The organism is Pseudomonas sp. P110(2024), assembly GCF_057480795.1.
This window is the reverse complement of the sequence record NZ_JBLIYT010000008.1, coordinates 199,623-217,640: the sequence shown is the minus strand read 5'-3', so window position 1 is coordinate 217,640 and position 18,018 is coordinate 199,623. Positions and strand designations below refer to the sequence as shown.

At 64.8% G+C, this 18,018-nt stretch carries 12 protein-coding genes; 6 read left to right on the top strand and 6 right to left on the bottom strand.

Annotation, left to right across the window (positions count from 1 at the left end; genetic code table 11):
• Positions 1 to 42: 42 nt before the first annotated feature.
• Complete coding sequence (gene glnE / locus AC25ND_RS14860; RefSeq protein ID WP_486976408.1) at positions 43 to 2,976, bottom strand: bifunctional [glutamate--ammonia ligase]-adenylyl-L-tyrosine phosphorylase/[glutamate--ammonia-ligase] adenylyltransferase; 2,934 nt, start codon at positions 2,974 to 2,976, stop codon at positions 43 to 45.
• A gap of 383 nt (positions 2,977 to 3,359) precedes the next feature.
• Between glnE and aceE the strand changes: the two genes are divergently transcribed.
• The 5 genes from aceE to AC25ND_RS14835 all read left to right on the top strand — a co-directional run bounded on the left by aceE (position 3,360) and on the right by AC25ND_RS14835 (position 12,076).
• Positions 3,360 to 6,005 carry a pyruvate dehydrogenase (acetyl-transferring), homodimeric type gene (gene aceE, locus AC25ND_RS14855; protein WP_028689093.1) on the top strand — a complete coding sequence of 882 codons (2,646 nt, stop codon included), beginning with the start codon at positions 3,360 to 3,362 and terminating at the stop codon, positions 6,003 to 6,005.
• Positions 6,006 to 6,018: 13 nt separating this feature from the next.
• Positions 6,019 to 7,644, top strand: a complete 1,626-nt coding sequence (aceF, locus tag AC25ND_RS14850; protein ID WP_028689094.1) for a dihydrolipoyllysine-residue acetyltransferase — start codon at positions 6,019 to 6,021, stop codon at positions 7,642 to 7,644.
• A 301-nt stretch (positions 7,645 to 7,945) separates the two neighbouring features.
• Positions 7,946 to 10,639 carry a putative bifunctional diguanylate cyclase/phosphodiesterase gene (locus AC25ND_RS14845; RefSeq protein ID WP_486976407.1) on the top strand — a complete coding sequence of 898 codons (2,694 nt, stop codon included), beginning with the start codon at positions 7,946 to 7,948 and terminating at the stop codon, positions 10,637 to 10,639.
• A gap of 150 nt (positions 10,640 to 10,789) precedes the next feature.
• Positions 10,790 to 11,458, top strand: coding sequence for a peptide-methionine (S)-S-oxide reductase MsrA (gene msrA / locus AC25ND_RS14840; RefSeq protein ID WP_186594726.1), 669 nt, complete (start codon positions 10,790 to 10,792; stop codon positions 11,456 to 11,458).
• 3 nt (positions 11,459 to 11,461) lie between these two features.
• On the top strand, positions 11,462 to 12,076 hold the full coding sequence (locus tag AC25ND_RS14835; protein ID WP_088851392.1) for a glutathione S-transferase: 615 nt from the start codon (positions 11,462 to 11,464) through the stop codon (positions 12,074 to 12,076).
• A 190-nt stretch (positions 12,077 to 12,266) separates the two neighbouring features.
• Here the strand turns inward: AC25ND_RS14835 and creD are convergent, their stop codons facing one another.
• The 4 genes from creD to rloA2 all read right to left on the bottom strand — a co-directional run bounded on the left by creD (position 12,267) and on the right by rloA2 (position 16,524).
• Positions 12,267 to 13,595, bottom strand: a complete 1,329-nt coding sequence (creD, locus tag AC25ND_RS14830) for a cell envelope integrity protein CreD (RefSeq protein ID WP_028689098.1) — start codon at positions 13,593 to 13,595, stop codon at positions 12,267 to 12,269.
• A 206-nt stretch (positions 13,596 to 13,801) separates the two neighbouring features.
• On the bottom strand, positions 13,802 to 15,235 hold the full coding sequence (gene creC / locus AC25ND_RS14825) for a two-component system sensor histidine kinase CreC (protein ID WP_062362863.1): 1,434 nt from the start codon (positions 15,233 to 15,235) through the stop codon (positions 13,802 to 13,804).
• On the bottom strand, positions 15,235 to 15,915 hold the full coding sequence (creB, locus tag AC25ND_RS14820) for a two-component system response regulator CreB (protein ID WP_062362860.1): 681 nt from the start codon (positions 15,913 to 15,915) through the stop codon (positions 15,235 to 15,237). Before creB ends, creC begins: the two co-directional genes overlap by 1 nt.
• Positions 15,916 to 16,023: 108 nt before the next feature.
• Positions 16,024 to 16,524: a retropepsin-like aspartic peptidase RloA2 gene (gene rloA2, locus AC25ND_RS14815; protein ID WP_028689101.1), complete on the bottom strand. Its 501-nt coding sequence runs from the start codon at positions 16,522 to 16,524 to the stop codon at positions 16,024 to 16,026.
• A 182-nt stretch (positions 16,525 to 16,706) separates the two neighbouring features.
• Between rloA2 and AC25ND_RS14810 the strand changes: the two genes are divergently transcribed.
• A complete protein-coding gene (locus AC25ND_RS14810) occupies positions 16,707 to 17,594 on the top strand; it encodes a 1-acylglycerol-3-phosphate O-acyltransferase, YihG family (RefSeq protein WP_062362857.1) in 888 nt (295 codons plus the stop codon).
• Positions 17,595 to 17,664: 70 nt separating this feature from the next.
• On the opposite strand, the gene AC25ND_RS14805 is transcribed toward AC25ND_RS14810, so the two are convergent.
• Positions 17,665 to 18,012, bottom strand: a complete 348-nt coding sequence (locus tag AC25ND_RS14805; RefSeq protein ID WP_028689103.1) for a YgiW/YdeI family stress tolerance OB fold protein — start codon at positions 18,010 to 18,012, stop codon at positions 17,665 to 17,667.
• Positions 18,013 to 18,018 lie beyond the last annotated feature (6 nt).

Genomic DNA, 18,018 nt, shown 5'->3' with positions numbered 1-18,018 from the left:
GGCCTTGTGTCGCGAAAGGGCCGCACAGCGGCCCCAACAACCTCAAGTCAGACCCAGCTCACTCCAGATCCGCCTTACCTCACGACGCTCATCGACAAACTGCGCCGCATCGATCACCCCTGCCTGCTTCTGCAGGGCCTGGCGGTGCGACGCCGAGCGGAACGCCTTGTACACCTCGCGCAGCAGCACGGCGTCGGCGGCGGGCATCAGCCCGGCCTGCTCCAGCTCTTCGAGGATGCGGATGTTGTCGGTCCAGCGCAGTATGGCCGGATGGTCGTGGGACCAGGCCAAAGCGGCGTATTGCACCATAAATTCGATATCCACGATACCGCCGGCATCCTGCTTGATATCGAACGGCTGACCGGCCTCGAAGGCATTGCCCGCGGTGCCGGCGGCAGTGAGCTTGGTGCCCAGGTTGTTGCGCATCTTGGCGCGCATCTCGCTGACGTCGACGCGCAGCTTGTCGAGGTCGCGTGGCTGGCCGAGGACCTGCGCCCGCACCGACTCGAAGGCCGTCGCCACCTGCTTGCAACCCACCAATACGCGGGCCCGCACCAGTGCCTGGTGCTCCCAGGTCCAGGCCTCGTTCTGCTGGTAGCGCTCGAAGGCGCCCAGCGAGCTGACCAGCAGCCCCGAGGCGCCGGAGGGACGCAGGCGCATGTCCACGTCGTAGAGCTGGCCGGAGTTGGTCTGGGTGGTCAGCAGGTGGATGATGCGCTGGCCCAGGCGGGTGTAGAACTGCGCGCTGTCGATGGGCTTGGCGCCGTCGGTTTCGGCATTCGGGTCGCCATCATGAATGAACACCAGGTCCAGGTCAGAACCATGGCCCAACTCCAGGCCGCCGACCTTGCCGTAGCCGACGATGATGAAGCCCGGGTCGCACAGGGTGCCGTCGCTGCGCTTGGGCTGACCATGACGCGCCACGGTCTGGCGCCAAGCCAGGGCCAACACCTGGTCAAGAATCGCCTCGGCCAGCCAGGTCAGGTAGTCGCTGACCTTCATCAAGGGCAGGTTACCGCTGATTTCCGAGGCGGCCACGCGCAGGTTGTGGGCCAGCTTGAAGTGGCGCAGGGCCTCCATCTGCTGTTCCAGGTCATCCTCGGGAATGCGCGTCAGGCGCTCGCGCAGCTCGGCGGCCAGCTCCGGCGCCAACGGCGGGCTGAACAACCGGCCCTCATTGAGCAGTTCGTCGAGCAGCAGCGGGTAACGGGCCATCTGCTCGGCAATCCACGGGCTGGCGGCGCACAGGGTCAGCAGGCGGCGCAGGGCGCCGGGGTTTTCGGTAAGCAGCACCAGGTAGGCCGAGCGCCGCGCCACGGCCTCGACCAATGGCAGCACCCGCTCCAGCACCAGGTCGGGGTTGTCGTGCTCGACCGCCTGGGCCAGCAGCCTCGGAATGAAGGCGTCCAGGCGCTCGCGACCGATGCGCTGCATCGAGCGCAGGGTCGGGCTGGCCCGCAACGCGGTCAGGCGGCGCAGGGCCTCGGCCGGCTGCCGGAAGCCCGCTTCCTCCAATTGGCGGGAGGCGGCGTCTTCATCCTGGGCCTGCTCCCACAGGGGCGACCACTCGCCGCCGACCACCAGTTCGCCTTCGGCCTCATCTTCATCCGGGTCGGCGATGACCTGGCGGAAATGCCAGTCGATACGCCCACGCCAGTGCATCAATTGGCCGTGGAAGCTGTCCCAGTCGGCGAAGCCGAGCATGTAGGCGATGCGCGCGCGGTCGGTCGGGTCGTCCGGCAGCATCTGGGTCTGGCGGTCGGCGATGGCCTGGATCGCGTGCTCGGTGTAACGCAGGAATTCATAGCCGTCGCGCAGCTCGGCGACCACGGCCGTAGGCAGGTAGCCCTGCCCTTCCAGGGTGGTCAGGACCTTGAGTAACGGCCGCTGCTGCAGGCTCAGGTCGCGACCGCCGTGAATCAGCTGGAACGCCTGGGCGATGAACTCCACTTCGCGAATGCCACCGGCACCGAGCTTGATGTTGTCGGCCATGCCTTTGCGCCGCACTTCCTGCTGGATCAGCTGCTTCATGGTGCGCAGCGCCTCGATGGCGGAGAAGTCCAGGTAGCGTCGGTAGACGAACGGCCGCAGCATCTCCTGCAACTGCGCGCCGGCCACCTGATCGCCAGCGACCACTCGCGCCTTGATCATGGCGTAGCGCTCCCAGTCGCGGCCCTGATCCTGGTAGTACTGCTCCAGGGCATTGAAGCTGAGCACCAGTGCACCAGCAGAGCCATAAGGGCGCAGGCGCATGTCGACGCGGAATACGAAGCCGTCGACGGTGACCGGATCGAGCGCCTTGATCAGGCGCTGGCCCAGGCGGGTGAAGAACTCCTGGTTGTCCAGCGAGCGCTTGACCCCTTCGGTTTCGCCGCCCTCGGGGAAGGCGAAGATCAAGTCGATGTCGGACGACAGGTTCAGCTCCACCGCGCCCAGCTTGCCCATGCCCAGCACCACCAGGTGCTGGGGCTGGCCGCTGCGGTTGCCGATGGGCGTGCCGAACTGCTGGCAGTGGCGCGGGTACAGCCATTGATAGGCTTCGTCGATGCTGGCGTCGGCCAGGTCGGACAGGTCGCGGCAGGTCTCGGGCAACGCGGCCTGGCGGGTAATGTCGCGCCAGATGATGCGCAGTTGCTGGCGGTTGCGCTCGCGGCGCAGGTTGCGCGCCAACTCGTCCTCATTCTGGGCGGCATCGGCCGCGGCGTTGATCTGCGCACGCAGCTGGCCCGGCGCGTAGGCCTGGCCCATCGTGCCGCTGGCCAGCAGTTCGAACAGCATCGCCGGATCACGCTGGGCCTGGGCCAGGACGAAATCGCTGGCGGCGGCGACCTGGTCGAACTGGCGTCGGTGCTCGGCGCTCAGGCTGTCCAGATCCAGCTCGGGGTGACCAATCAAGGCATCGCGCATGAATTGCTGGTTGCGAGCGACCAGCGGTTGGAGGAAAGCAGGCAGATCGAGCGGCAAAGGCAGGCGCATGGTCTATCCTTGATCGGCGTGAAAGAGAGCGGTTGCGCAGGGCAAACGGGGGTTGGACCACGGTTGGACTGTCGTACAAAAGTTGGAAATAGCTGAAATAGACGAAAAATTGGCAAAACCCATCAAGATCTACCTATCAGCGACACACCACCAACCAACATGAACGTTTTTCCTCACAACCCGGGATGCGACCAAACGTCGCATTTGTGTAGTTTTACTACTACTCATGACCTGCCAAAGCATGAAATGAGAAAGCATTTGTAGTAAAACTACACCGCGCCGGATGACTGTCCGGTAATCCAAGAATTCACGACGTCTGCCCATAAGGCCAGTCGCAAACTCAGGCCATCGATTCTGGTGGCCTTTCCGCCCTGGAGCAAGCCATGCAAGACCTCGATCCAATCGAAACCCAGGAATGGCTGGATGCCCTGGAGTCGGTCCTCGACAAAGAAGGCGAAGACCGCGCTCATTACCTGATGACCCGTATGGGCGAGCTGGCCACCCGCAGTGGCTCGCAGCTGCCGTATGCCATCACCACGCCGTACCGCAACACCATCCCTGTCACCCACGAAGCACGCATGCCTGGCGACCTGTTCATGGAACGCCGCATCCGCTCGATGGTGCGTTGGAACGCCCTGGCCATGGTCATGCGCACCAACCTGAAAGACTCGGACCTGGGCGGACACATCTCCAGCTTCGCCTCCAGCGCCACCCTCTACGACATCGGCTTCAACTACTTCTTCCAGGCCCCGACCGAAGAACACGGCGGCGACCTGATCTTCTTCCAGGGCCACGCCTCGCCAGGCGTCTACGCCCGTGCCTTCATGGAAGGCCGCATCAGCGAAGACCAGATGAACAACTTCCGTCAGGAAGTGGACGGCAACGGCCTGTCTTCGTACCCGCACCCATGGCTGATGCCTGACTTCTGGCAGTTCCCGACCGTATCGATGGGTCTGGGTCCGATCCAGGCCATCTACCAGGCGCGCTTCATGAAGTACCTGGAAGCCCGTGGCTTCATCCCGGCCGGCAAGCAGAAGGTCTGGTGCTTCATGGGCGACGGCGAGTGCGACGAGCCGGAATCCCTGGGCGCGATCGCCCTGGCCGGCCGCGAGAAGCTGGATAACCTGATTTTTGTCATCAACTGCAACCTGCAGCGCCTCGACGGCCCGGTTCGCGGCAACGGCAAGATCATCCAGGAACTCGAAGGCGTGTTCCGTGGCGGTGGCTGGAACGTCAACAAAGTCGTCTGGGGCCGCTTCTGGGACCCACTGCTGGCCAAGGACACCAACGGTGCCCTGCAGCGCCGCATGGACGAAGTCATCGACGGCGAGTACCAGAACTACAAAGCCAAAGACGGCGCGTACGTTCGTGAGCACTTCTTCAACACCCCAGAGCTCAAGGCCATGGTCGAGGACCTGTCCGACGACGAGATCTGGAAGCTCAACCGTGGCGGCCACGACCCGTACAAGGTCTACGCGGCGTACCACCAGGCTGTGAACCACAAAGAGCAGCCGACCGTCATCCTGGCCAAGACCATCAAGGGTTACGGTACCGGTGCCGGCGAAGCCAAGAACACCGCGCACAACACCAAGAAGGTCGACGTCGACAGCCTGCGTCACTTCCGTGACCGCTTCGACATCCCGGTCAAGGATGCCGACCTTGAGAACCTGCCGTTCTTCAAGCCCGAAGAAGGCTCCGCCGAAGCCAAGTACCTGGCCGAGCGCCGCGCTGCCCTGGGCGGTTTCGTGCCACAGCGCCGTGCCAAGAGCTTCAGCGTGCCGACCCCGCCACTAGAAACGCTGAAAGCGATCCTGGACGGCTCGGGCGACCGCGAAATCTCCACCACCATGGCCTTCGTGCGCATCCTGGCGCAGTTGGTCAAGGACAAGGACATCGGCCAGCGCATCGTCCCGATCATCCCGGACGAAGCCCGTACCTTCGGTATGGAAGGCATGTTCCGCCAGCTGGGCATCTACTCGTCGGTCGGCCAGCTCTACGAGCCGGTCGATAAAGACCAGGTGATGTTCTACCGCGAAGACAAGAAGGGCCAGATCCTCGAGGAAGGCATCAACGAAGCCGGCGCCATGTCGTCGTTCATCGCCGCCGGTACCTCGTACAGCTGCCACAACCAGCCGATGCTGCCGTTCTACATCTTCTACTCGATGTTCGGCTTCCAGCGTATCGGCGACCTGGCCTGGGCCGCCGGCGACAGCCGCACCCGTGGCTTCCTGATCGGCGGTACCGCCGGCCGTACCACCCTCAACGGTGAAGGCCTGCAGCACGAAGACGGTCACAGCCACATGATGGCGGGCACCATCCCGAACTGCCGCACCTACGATCCGACCTACGGCTACGAGCTGGCGGTGATCATCCAGGACGGCATGAAGAAGATGACCGAAGAGCAACAGGACATTTTCTACTACATCACCGTGATGAACGAATCGTACCAGCAGCCAGCCATGCCGGCCGGTGTCGAGGACGGCATCATCAAGGGCATGTACCTGCTCGAGGAAGACACCCGCGAAGCCGCGCACCACGTACAGCTGATGGGCTCCGGCACCATCCTGCGCGAAGTCCGCGAGGCCGCGAAGATCCTGCGCGAAGAGTTCAACGTCGGCGCCGACGTATGGAGCGTCACCAGCTTCAACGAACTGCGTCGCGACGGCCTGGCCGTGGAACGCGCCAACCGCCTCAAGCCTGGCCAGAAGCCTCAGAAGACCTACGTCGAAGAGTGCCTGGGCGGTCGCAAGGGCCCGGTCATCGCCTCCACCGACTACATGAAGCTGTTCGCCGAGCAGATTCGCCAGTGGGTGCCGAGCAAAGAGTTCAAGGTCCTGGGTACCGACGGTTACGGTCGCAGCGACAGCCGCAAGAAGCTGCGTCACTTCTTCGAAGTCGACCGCCACTTCGTGGTGCTGGCTGCCCTGGAAGCCCTGGCTGACCGTGGCGAGATCGAACCCAAGGTTGTGGCTGACGCCATCGTCAAGTTCGGCATCGATCCGGACAAGCGCAACCCACTGGACTGCTGAGGAGTATTTTTAAGTGAGCGAACTCATTCGCGTACCTGACATCGGCAGCGGTGAAGGTGAAATCATCGAGCTGTTCGTCAAGGTCGGTGACCGTATCGAGGCTGACCAGAGCCTGCTGACCCTGGAGTCCGACAAGGCCTCCATGGAGATCCCCGCGCCGAAGGCCGGTGTGGTCAAGGAACTGAAGGTCAAGCTGGGCGACCGCCTGAAAGAAGGCGACGAGCTGCTGGTCCTGGAAGTCGAGGGCGCCGCTGCGGCGCCTGAGGCTCCAGCCGCCGCGCCTGCCCAGGCTGCGGCTCCCGCGCCTGCCGCCGAAGCCGCCCCTGCTCCCGCTCCGGCCGCAGCCCCGGCTGCCGCCAGCGTGCAGGACATCCACGTGCCGGACATCGGCTCGTCGGGCAAGGCCAAGATCATCGAAGTGCTGGTCAAGGTCGGCGACACCGTCGAAGCCGACCAGTCGCTGATCACCCTGGAGTCCGACAAGGCCTCCATGGAGATCCCGTCGCCGGCTGCCGGCGTGGTCGAGGAAGTGCTGTGCAAGCTGGAAGATGAAGTCGGCACTGGCGACCTGATCTTCAAGCTGAAAGTCGCTGGCGCCGCGCCGGCTGCTGCTCCGGCCCCTGCTGCTGCCCCGGCTCCGGCCAAGGCTGAAGCGGCACCGGCCGCCGCGCCTGCCGCTGCCGCCCCTGCTCCGGTAGCCACCGCACCGGCCGCCGGCAGCAACGCCAAGGTTCATGCAGGCCCGGCCGTTCGTCAGCTGGCCCGTGAATTCGGCGTCGACCTGGGCGCGGTTGCCGCCACCGGTCCGCACGGCCGTATCCTCAAGGAAGACGTGCAGGTCTACGTCAAGGCCATGATGCAGAAGGCCAAGGAAGCTCCAGCCGCCGGTGCTACCGGTGGTGCAGGCATCCCGCCGATCCCGGCCGTGGACTTCAGCAAATTCGGTGAAGTGGAAGAAGTGGCCCTGACCCGCCTGATGCAGGTCGGTGCCGCCAACCTGCACCGCAGCTGGCTGAACGTGCCGCACGTGACCCAGTTCGACTCCGCCGACATCACCGAGCTGGAAGCCTTCCGCGTCGCGCAGAAGGCCGTGGCCGAGAAGGCTGGCGTCAAGCTGACCGTGCTGCCACTGCTGCTCAAGGCCTGCGCCTTCCTGCTCAAGGAACTGCCGGACTTCAACAGCTCGCTGGCGCCAAGCGGCAAGGCGATCATCCGCAAGAAGTACGTGCACATCGGCTTCGCCGTGGACACCCCGGACGGTCTGCTGGTCCCGGTGATCAAGAACGTCGACCAGAAGAGCCTGCTGCAACTGGCTGCCGAAGCTGCCGCGCTGGCCGAGAAAGCCCGCACCAAGAAGCTTTCGGCCGACGAGATGCAGGGCGCCTGCTTCACCATCTCCAGCCTCGGCCACATTGGCGGCACCGGCTTCACGCCGATCGTCAACGCGCCTGAGGTGGCGATCCTCGGTGTGTCCAAGGCAACCATGCAGCCGGTCTGGGACGGCAAGGCCTTCCAGCCGAAGCTGATGCTGCCGCTGTCGCTGTCCTACGATCACCGTGTGATCAATGGCGCCGCCGCCGCGCGCTTCACCAAGCGCCTGGGCGACGTGCTGGGCGACATCCGCACCATGCTGCTGTAACGCTGCACGCTGCCCCTCCCCCGGAGGGGCAGCCCCGTTTTCGAGCTGCCACGCTCGTACCTCAACCCCGCCAATTGGCGGGGCTTTTTTTGCCCGCATGAATGTCACGGCCTTGTAGAAACCAGCTTGCTGGCGAACAGGTGGATGGTTCGCCAGCAAGCTGGCGCCTACAGATTTCATGCAACTGGCCGACAACCTGTTCATAGCATCCCCCATGGCCGCTTGCCAGCCCCAGGGACATGATGCAACCTTGCCCGATGCGCCGTGCTCCAGGCCGCGCCCCAGTTCAAGCGAGTCTTCGATGAAAAGCCAACCCGATGCCGCCAGCCGTGTGGCGGCCGAGGTCGTGACGCAGCTTCCCGTGCCCTCGCGGCTCGGCATGCTGCGTTTCGAGCGGCTGAACGAAGCCAGCTGGGCCATGCTTTACCTCGACCCGGCCTGCGACCGCCAGTTCGGCCTGCACGCCGCCGAGCTCTGCGCCCTGATCGGTTCGCCCTACGCCAGCCTCATGGAGCCGGAAGCACGCTACAAGCTGCACGACGAGATCCAGCTGCAGCTGGCTCAGCGCGGCTACTACCGGGTTAGCTACACCCTGCACGCCTGCCCGGCGCCGCTGCGCCTGCTGGAGGTCGGGGAGAGCTACAAGCAGCACAACCGCCAGCTGCTGCGCGGCTACCTGACGGTGTGCGACGACCACCGCCAGGACACACCGGACCTCGACGCCAACGACCTGGAGTCGCGCAACAACCGCCTGCAACTGGCCCTGCAACTGAACCAGCGCGCCCAACAAGAGCAACTCGAACACCTGGAGCGGGTTCGCGCCCAGCAGGACCTGATCCTGCGCCTGGCGCGCCAGCGCTACAGCATCGGTAACTCGCTGCTCGAAGCCGCCGAGCTAATCACCCGCAGTGCCTGCGAGATCTACAAGGTCGACTGCGCCAGCATCTGGTACCTGAACGACCAGCGCTTGGAGCCGATCAGCGCCTGGTACAGCCGCGACCAACAGCACCGCATGCCCGAGGCGATCGACGCCAGCCGCTTTCCGGACTATCTGGAAGCCCTGCACGCCAGCCGCGCCATCGACGCCCACAACGCCAGCCACGACCCGCGCACCCGCGAGATGGCCGAATCGCTGTACAGCACCGACGACAACGCCATGCTCGATGCCAGTGTCCGCATCGACGGCCAAGTGGTCGGCGTGCTGTGCCTGGAGCAGACCGGCCAGCCACGGGCCTGGCAGTCGGACGAGATCGCCTTCGCCGGCGAGCTGGCCGACCAGTTCGCCCAAGTCATCAACAACCACAACCGGCGTACCGCCGCCAGCGCCCTGCACCTGTTCCAGCGCGCCGTGGAACAGAGCGCCAGCGCCTTCCTGCTGGTCAACCGCGACGGCGTGGTGGAATACGTCAACCCCAGCTTCACCGCGATCACCCAGTACAGCACCGAGGAGGTCCAGGGCCATCACCTGGCCGAACTGCCGGCGCTGGAAAACTTGAGCGAGCTGCTGTTCGACTCACCGTCCAGCCTGGCCATGGGCAACAGCTGGCAAGGCGAGTTCAAAAGCCGGCGCAAGAACCTCGAGCCCTACTGGGGCCAGCTATCGATCTCCAAGGTGTACGGCGACAACCGCGAGCTGACCCACTACATCGGCATCTACGAGGATGTGACCCAGACCAAGCTGGCCCAGCAGCGCATCGAGCGCCTGGCCTACACCGACAACCTGACCAACCTGGGCAACCGCCCGGCGTTCATCCGCAACCTCGACGAGCGCTTCGCCCGCGACAGCGCCAGCCCCATCTGCCTGCTGCTGGTGGACATCGACAACTTCAAGCGGATCAACGACAGCCTCGGCCACCAGACCGGCGACAAGCTGCTGATCAGCCTGGCCCGGCGCCTGCGCAACAGCCTGGCCAACGGCGGCAGCCTGGCGCGCTTCGCCAGCAACGAGTTCGCCGTGCTGCTGGACGACACCAGCCTGGAAGATGGCCAGGGCGTCGCCCACCAGTTGCTGCGCACCCTCGACAAACCAATGTTCGTCGACAACCAGCTGATCAACGTCACCGCCTCCGTGGGCCTGGCCTGCGCGCCGCTGCACGGCAGCGACCCGGCCACGTTGATGAAAAACGCGGGCCTGGCCCTGCACAAGGCCAAGGCCAACGGCAAGCACCAGGTCCAGGTGTTCACCGAAGTGCTCAACGCCGAGGCCAGCTACAAGCTGTTCGTCGAGAACAACCTGCGCCGCGCCCTGACCCAGAACGAACTGGAAGTGTTCTACCAGCCCAAGCTGTGCCTGCGCAGCGGCCGCCTGCTCGGCCTGGAGGCGCTGCTGCGCTGGAACCACCCCGAGCGCGGCATGATCCGCCCCGACCAGTTCATCAGCGTGGCCGAGGAAACCGGCCTGATCATCCCCATCGGCAAGTGGGTGGTGCGCCAATCCTGCCGCATGAGCCAGCAGTTGCGCGAAGCCGGCTTCGGCAACCTGCACGTGGCCATCAACCTGTCGCCCAAGCAGTTCTCCGATCCCGAGCTGGTCAGTTCGATCGGCAGAATCCTCAAGGAAGAAGCCCTGCCGCCGCACCTGCTGGAGCTGGAACTGACCGAAGGCCTGCTGCTGGAAGCCACCGAGGACACCCACCGCCAGCTCGACGAGCTCAAGGCCCTGGGCCTGACCCTGGCCATGGACGACTTCGGCACCGGCTACTCGTCGCTGAGCTACCTGAAGAAGTTCCCGATCGACATCATCAAGATCGACCGCAGCTTCATCAACGAGATCCCCGACAACCAGGACGACATGGAGATCACCTCGGCGGTGGTGGCCATGGCCCACAACCTCAAGCTCAAGGTGGTCGCCGAAGGAATCGAGACGCCCGAGCAGCTGGCGTTCCTGCGCCGGCACCGCTGCGACGTCGGCCAGGGCTACCTGTTCGACCGGCCGATTCCGGGGCGCGAGCTGAACGACAAGCTGCGACGCTACCCGCGTGGGCCGGTGGACTGACAGCGGCGCCAACCTCGGGCACTATAGGAACCATTCGGGCCTCACCGCCGGCAGGCCGGCTCCCACAGTCGAACGCATAACCCTGAGGGAGCCGGCTTGCCGGCGATTGGGCCAACACCTGTCCAACTGAAAAGACACAGAGGAACGGCCATGGTCCTGCGTTCGGAAATCCTGGTGAACAAAAACGTCCTGCCCACCGCGGAACAGGCCCTGCCCGGCCGCGAAACCCCGATGCCCCTGCCCGAGTTCCACTACGTGTTCGAAGGCACCCCGCTGCTCGGCCCGTTCTTCGAAGGCGACATCGACTTCGCCATCTTCGGCCTGGGCTGCTTCTGGGGCGCCGAGCGCCGTTTCTGGCAGCGCGAAGGCGTGGTCAGCACCGTGGTCGGCTACGCCGGCGGTTTCACCCCCAATCCCACCTACGAGGAAGTCTGCTCGGGCCTGACCGGCCACACCGAGGTGGTGCTGGTGGTGTTCGACAAGAACCGGGTCAGCTACCGCGAGCTGCTGGCGATGTTCTGGGAGTTGCACAACCCGACCCAGGGCATGCGCCAGGGCAACGATGTCGGCACCCAGTACCGCTCGGCGATCTACTGCACCTCGCCGCAGCAGCTCGATGAAGCAAACGCGAGCAAGGCCGCCTTCCAGGCCGAGCTGGGCAAGGCCGGCTTCGGTGAGATCACCACCGAGATCGCCCAGGCGCCGACCGTGTACTTCGCCGAGGCCTACCACCAGCAGTACCTGGCCAAGAACCCGGAAGGCTACTGCGGCATCGGCGGCACCGGCGTGTGCCTGCCGCCCAGCCTGCAGGGCAACTGAGCCATGATCCTGTTCCATTCGCCGCTGTCGCCATTCGTGCGCAAGGTGATGATCGTGCTGCACGAGACCGGCCAGTTGGACCGCGTCACCGTGCAGGGCGTGAACATCAGCCCGGTGAACGGCGACGCGCAGCTCAACCAGGGCAACCCGATCGGCAAGATCCCGGCCCTGCGCCTGGACGACGGCAGCGTGCTGCACGACAGCCGGGTGATCTGCGAGTACCTCGACAGCCAGCACGTTGGCCTGCCGCTGATCCCCCGCGAGGGCTCGGCACGCTGGCGGCGTCTGACCCTGGCCTCTCAGGCCGACGCGATCATGGATGCGGCAGTGGCCACCCGCTACGAGACCTTCCTGCGCCCGGTGGACAAGCAGTGGGACGGTTGGGTGCAGGCACAGGGCGAGAAGATCCGCCGCAGCCTGGCGAGCCTGGAGCGCGAGCACCTGGCTGAGATCGCCTCGGGGTTCGATATCGCCGCGATCGGGGCGGCCTGTGCGTTGGGGTATCTGGACCTGCGCCAGCCTGAGTTCGATTGGCGTGGGCTGTATCCAGGGCTGGCGGCGTGGTATGCCGAGGTGGCAAAGCGACCGTCGATGGTGGCTACAGCTCCGTTAGCCTGAGACTGCGCCAGCGAGGGCTTCGCCCTCGTTTCGCGACACAAGACCGCTCCTACAGGATTACGCGATCGTCTGTAGGAGCGGCCTTGCGTCGCGAAAGGGCTGCAGAGCAGCCCCAGAATTCACCTCGGTATCACAGGAAATAGCTGGCCAATCCTCACAGCCAACCAGCGCCCGATCTCTCTATCCTCCCTCATACGCCCCTCCCCACCCGCGACCAGTCCAGCCGACGGGTCAGCACCATGAACACACCCAGCAACCCGAAGCAAAGCAGCGAGCCCATCAGCAGGGCGTAGTCCTCGGCGCTGAGCAGCCCATAGAGCATCGCGTACAACGCCGCCAGTCCGGCCGCAAAGCCCACGCCACGCCCCTGGCTGCGCAGTACATGAACCAGATAGAAGCCGATCAGCAGCACGCATCCTGACGCCGACAGCCCGTAGGCCAGGCCAAACCCCAGGTGCTCGGACAGCGACAGCAACAGCAAGTAGAAGAACGCCAGGGCCACGCCCACCAGGATGTACTGCACCGGGTGCACGCTGAGGTTCTTGAGCACTTCGAACAGGAAGAAGCCGGCAAAAGTCAGGGCGATGAACAGCAGCGCATACTTGATCGCCCGTTCGCTCTTGAGGTACTGGTCCACCGGGTCGACAAAGCTGACGCCAAAAGCACGCTCGTTGAAATCACCGCACTTGCCGACGGTCGCGCAAAGGCGCATGGACTCTTCCAGGTTGGTGGCGAAGAACGAGGTCTGCCAGTGGGCGCTGAAGCCCTTCTCATCGATCGCCCGGCGGCTGGGCAAGTAGCTGCCGACGAAGCTCGGGTGCGGCCAGTTGGCGCGCATGTCTACCGTGGTGCTGCGGCCGACCGGCAGCACCGCCAGCTGGCCGGTGCCCAGCAGGGCCAGGTCGAAGGCGTAGTCGAACTCGCGGGCCTTCTGGTCGCTGAACTGCGGCAGGGCCACATGCACGCCACCGGGCAACCAGTCGACGCCGCTGCCGGCCTCGAACGGCAGGCGCTGGTCATCCAGGGTGAGCTCCAGGCTGTTCTCGATGCCGCGAATGTCGCTGATGCCGACCATCAGGAACGGCTTGTCGAAGCGGTAGTCGTCGTAGTCCTTCTCGATCCCCCAGCGCTCAGGCAGCTTGAAGCGACCGCTGACCTGCCCCTTGGCATGGAACAGGCGCGCCTGGTAGATGCCGCGGGCGCGCAGCTCGGTATCGACACCGACATCCATCGCGAAGGTTTCCGGCAGGAAGTAGAGATTGCCGTGCATCGTGGTGGTCTCCTGGACGCTCGTGCCGTCCTTGTCGATCCAGCGCCGCTCGAACTTGCGATAGGGCACCACCAGTACCGGGCCGCTGACCAGCTGGTCGTAGCTGGAGCTCGCGGCGATCTCGCCCAGCACGTTGTTGCGCAGTTGCTGGCGTTCGTCGATCAGGCCGCCAATCATCAGCAAGGGGATCAGCAGCAGCAGGATCAGCACGGCGATCAGGCCGAGCTTGAAACCTAGGGTCTTGTTCATGGGGTAAGGCTCCGTTTGCGATGGGGGCAGTGTCTGCCCGCCGCGTGGAGCCCTCGGGGAGGAAATGTGGAGATTGTGTGGAGATTGCCTGGATGGCCACGCACCGTGGGAGCGGGCTTGCCCCGCGATGAGGCCCGGTCAGGCAGTAATGTTGCCTGGGCTGGCCACATCGCGGGGCAAGCCCGCTCCCACAGGGTACCTGCCTCTCAGCTGAGTCGACGCGCAGGCAGCCACAACCTCACCCGCACCCCACCCTCGACGTTGTCCACCGCCAGCCCCCCGCCATGCAACTGCATCACCTCGGCCACGAAGTTCAGCCCCAGCCCGGTGCTCTTGCGCCCGGTCCCGGGCCTTGGCAGCGAATAGAACCGCTCGCTGACCCGCCCCAGGGCGTATTCGGGAATCGGCTGCCCCTGGTTGAACAGGCTCAAGGCCACCCGCTCGCCGTCACGCTCCAACTCGAAGGCCAGCGCGCCACGCTCGGGGGTGAAATCCAGCGCGTTGTCCAGCAGGTTGGCCAGGGCCTGACGCATCAGGAACGGATCGCACAGCAACCTGACGCCCGCCGGAATGCGCTGGCGCACCTGCAACGCGGCAGTGTCGATCCTCGCGCCATGGGCCAGCAGCAGCTCGTCGATCAGCGCTGCCACCGCCACCTGCTGCTCATCTTCCAATGCCTGCATCTGCTCGACCCGCGCCAGGTTGAGCAGGCGCTCGATCATCTGCTGCAGACGCTCGCTCTCGCGCTCGATGTTGCCGGCAAAGCGCGCTCGCTGCTCGTGCGGCATATCGCCCTGCAGTAGCTCCGAAGCACCTCGGATCGCCGCCAGCGGGCTCTTGAGCTCATGGGTGAGCGTGTGCACGTAGCGCTCGACATAGGCCTTGCCCTCCAGCTGGGTGCGCATGCGCTCCACCGCCGTCGCCAGCTGTAACAGCTCGCCGCCCTTGTAGTGCGGCAGCGCGGCGCGCTCGCCCTCGCTGACCGCCTGGGCGTAATGGGTGAGCCGGCGCAGCGAGCGGGTCAGCCACCACGACAAGGCCGCGCCGACCAGCAGCCCCAGCACGATCAATCCCAGCCCGAGAATGAGCAGGCGCCGCTCGGAGCGGTCGATGTAGGGCTGCAATGAGCTGTTCGGCTTGGCCACGGTGACCACGCCGATGATCTGGCCCTGGTCGAGGATCGGCGCCGCTACATGCATCACCGAAGTGCTTTCGTCGTCCGGATCGCTGCGGGTCGAACGGGCGCCGTACTGGCCGCGCAGGGTCAGGTAGACATCATTCCAGCGTGAATAGTCCTTGCCCAGGTCCTGGCCGCTGGAGTCGAGCAGGACGATGCCCTTGGCGTCGGTCACGTAGATCCGGTGGCTGACCTGGTTCTTCGCCAGCCCCCAGATCTGCGCGCTGGGTCGCCGCTCGCCATAGGAGGCGAGCACCTGCGACAGGTGGCTCTGGTTCAGGGTGCCGTGCTTCACATCGTCGTGAAGGATCTCGGCCAGCAGGTTGGCGGTGTCCACCAGGGTTTCTTCCGATGATTGCCGCACCACCGGCCGTATCTGCTCGCGCACCGTGTTGAGCAGAAAGTAGCCCGCCAGGCCGACGAACAGGAAGTACACCAGGAAGATGCGGATGCCCAGGCGCATCAGGCGTGCTCAGGGCTGTAGCTGTAGCCCAGGCCGCGGTGGGTCTGGATCGCCTCGGCGTCGGGCGCGACCTGGCGCAGCTTGGCGCGCAGGCTCTTGATATGGCTGTCGATGGTGCGCTCGTAGCCGACGTCCGAAGCCACGCCGAGGCCGTCGAGCAGCTGTTCACGGCTGAATACCCGCCGTGGTTGTTCGAGCAGGCTCTGCAGCAGACGGAACTCGTGGCGGGTTAGTGTCAGCGCCTGGCCACGGTAGCTGATGCGCATGGCCAGGGTGTCGAGCTGGAACGGCATGCTTTCGCTGGCCGCGTCCGACCTGGGCGCCATGCGCTTGAGGATGGCCCGCACCCGCGCCGCCACCTCACGGGGGCTGAAGGGTTTGACCACGTAGTCGTCGGCACCGATCTCCAGGCCCAGCACCCGATCGATCTCGGCGTCGCGGGCGCTGAGGAACATCACCGGCACCTCGCTGAAGCGGCGCAACTGGCGGCAGGTCTCGAAACCGTTGATGTCGGGCAGGCCGATGTCGAGGATCACCAGGTCGGCCGGACGCTGGCGCTGCTGCTCAACGGCGGCGCTGCCGAGGGTCACCCACTCGGTGCTGTGGCCGTCGGCCTGCAGGGCGTAGACCAGGGTGTCGGCGATGGCGGATTCGTCTTCGACGATAAGGATGTGGGGCATCTGAGCGGCAAGCCTCAAGCTGCAAGCTTCAAGTGAAAGCGGATCGCGGCAACTTACACCGATCCGCCGTTTCTTGCAGCTTGTCCCTTGTGGCTTGCCGCTGCCGTATCAGCAGTCCGGCTTGCCCGCCGTGAACTTCTTCGCCGGGTTCACCGCCGCCTTGAACTCGCGCAGGGCCTTGGCGCCCACCAGCAGCGGGTAGTTGAAGCTGCTGCGGTCGACCAGGTTGACCTCCACGGTTCGCTTCACATCGCCCAGGCACAGTTCCAGGTCGACCACCGGGCGGCGCGACAACTCGGGCGCGTCGCCTTCGTCTTCCTCGTCGGCGCGGTTCTTGATCTTGCTGATGCGCGCCAGCCTGTGTTCATAGACCTTTCCGTCAGCATCCTTGGTGGCCAGGCGGAAACGCACCCAATCCTCGCCGTCACGGGTGAACTGCTCGATGTCCTTGGCCGACAGCGACGCAGTGTAGGCACCGGTGTCCATCTTGGCCTTCAGGGTTTCACCGATCTCCGGCAAGGCGATGTTCTCGTAGCGGCCATACAGGGTGGGCTCGGCGGCCATCGCCGGCAGCGCCAGAAGGGACAGCAGGGCAAGCAGGGGTTTCACGGGGCAGGCTTCCTTGAGAGGGGTCAGTGCTTAGACTGCGCAGGCAGGATAGGTTCTTTGCAACAGGGTAAACAACACAATGTGAAACATTTGTCCCAGTTAATGGCCGTACGACGTTTGGCTAAGGGCCAGACCCTGCTTATCATTGCCAACCGTTCACCTTACACAACAAGAGTCCCTTTATGCGTCGCCTGCTGACCGGCATCCTCACCCTCACCCTGCTGCTGCTCAACACCCTGGTGCTGATCGGCCCGTTGCTGGTCTTCGCCCTGCTCAAGCTGGTACTGCCCGGCCGTGGCCGCGACTACGCGTCAGCTGCGGTGATGTGGATCGCCGAGACCTGGTCGGAAATCGACAAGGCCATCTTCGCCCTGTGCATCCCCACCCAGTGGGACATCCGCGGCGTGGAAACCCTGCGCCAGGACACCTCGTACCTGTGCATCAGCAACCACCAGACCTGGGTCGATATCCCGGCGCTGATCGAAAGCCTCAACCGCCGCGTGCCGTTCTTCAAGTTTTTCCTCAAGAAGGAGCTGATCTGGGTACCGCTGCTGGGCCTGGCCTGGTGGGGCCTGGACTACCCGTTCATGAAGCGCTACAGCAAGGCCTTCCTCGACAAGCATCCCGAACTCAAAGGCAAGGACCTGGAGATCACCAAGGCCGCCTGCGAGCTGTTCAAGCGCCAGCCGGTGACCGTGGTCAACTACCTAGAAGGCACCCGTTTCACCGAGGCCAAGCGCGAGCAGCAGCAGTCGCCCTATCGCCACCTGCTCAAGCCCAAGGCCGGCGGCGTGGCCTTCGTGCTGGCGGCGCTGGGCGAGCAGCTGGACGCCCTGCTCGACGTGACCATCGTCTACCCGGGCGACAAGGCACCGGGGTTCTGGGACCTGCTCAACGGCAGCATCAGCCGGGTGATCATCGACATACGCGTGCGCGAGCTGGACCCGACGTTGAGTGCAGGCGACTACGAGAACGACCCGGCCTTCCGCCAGACCGTGCAGGCCTGGGTGAACCAGCTGTGGGTGGAGAAGGACCAGCGGATCGAGCAATTGCGCGCCGAGATGCGCTGATGCCTATGGCACGCGCCCGTGAACAGGGCTTGTGCCACGAAAGGGCTGCAAGGCAGCCCATCGTCGCCGATCAGTTGATGATCTCGACAATATCTACATCCACTTCGCGACTCATCAGGTGTTTCTCCACCTCGCCGGTCAGCTTGACCTTGGTCTTGTCGTTGAACGGCGTCGGCGGCAGGTCTTCGTCGTCGATCTCGACGGTGATGGTGCCAGTGTTGTCCTTGAACTCGTACTTGTCGTCGTTGTTGATCTTCTTGGTCACGAAGCCCTGCAGCACCACCGGGGTGTCGTCGGCGGCATCGTTGGCGGCAGCGACCGTGGTCACGGCCTGGGCGCCAGGGCCGGTGTAGCCGGCGGCCAGGGCGGCGGTGCTGAACAGTGGGGCGAGGATCAGGGGCAGGTAACGAGCTTTCATGGTGAT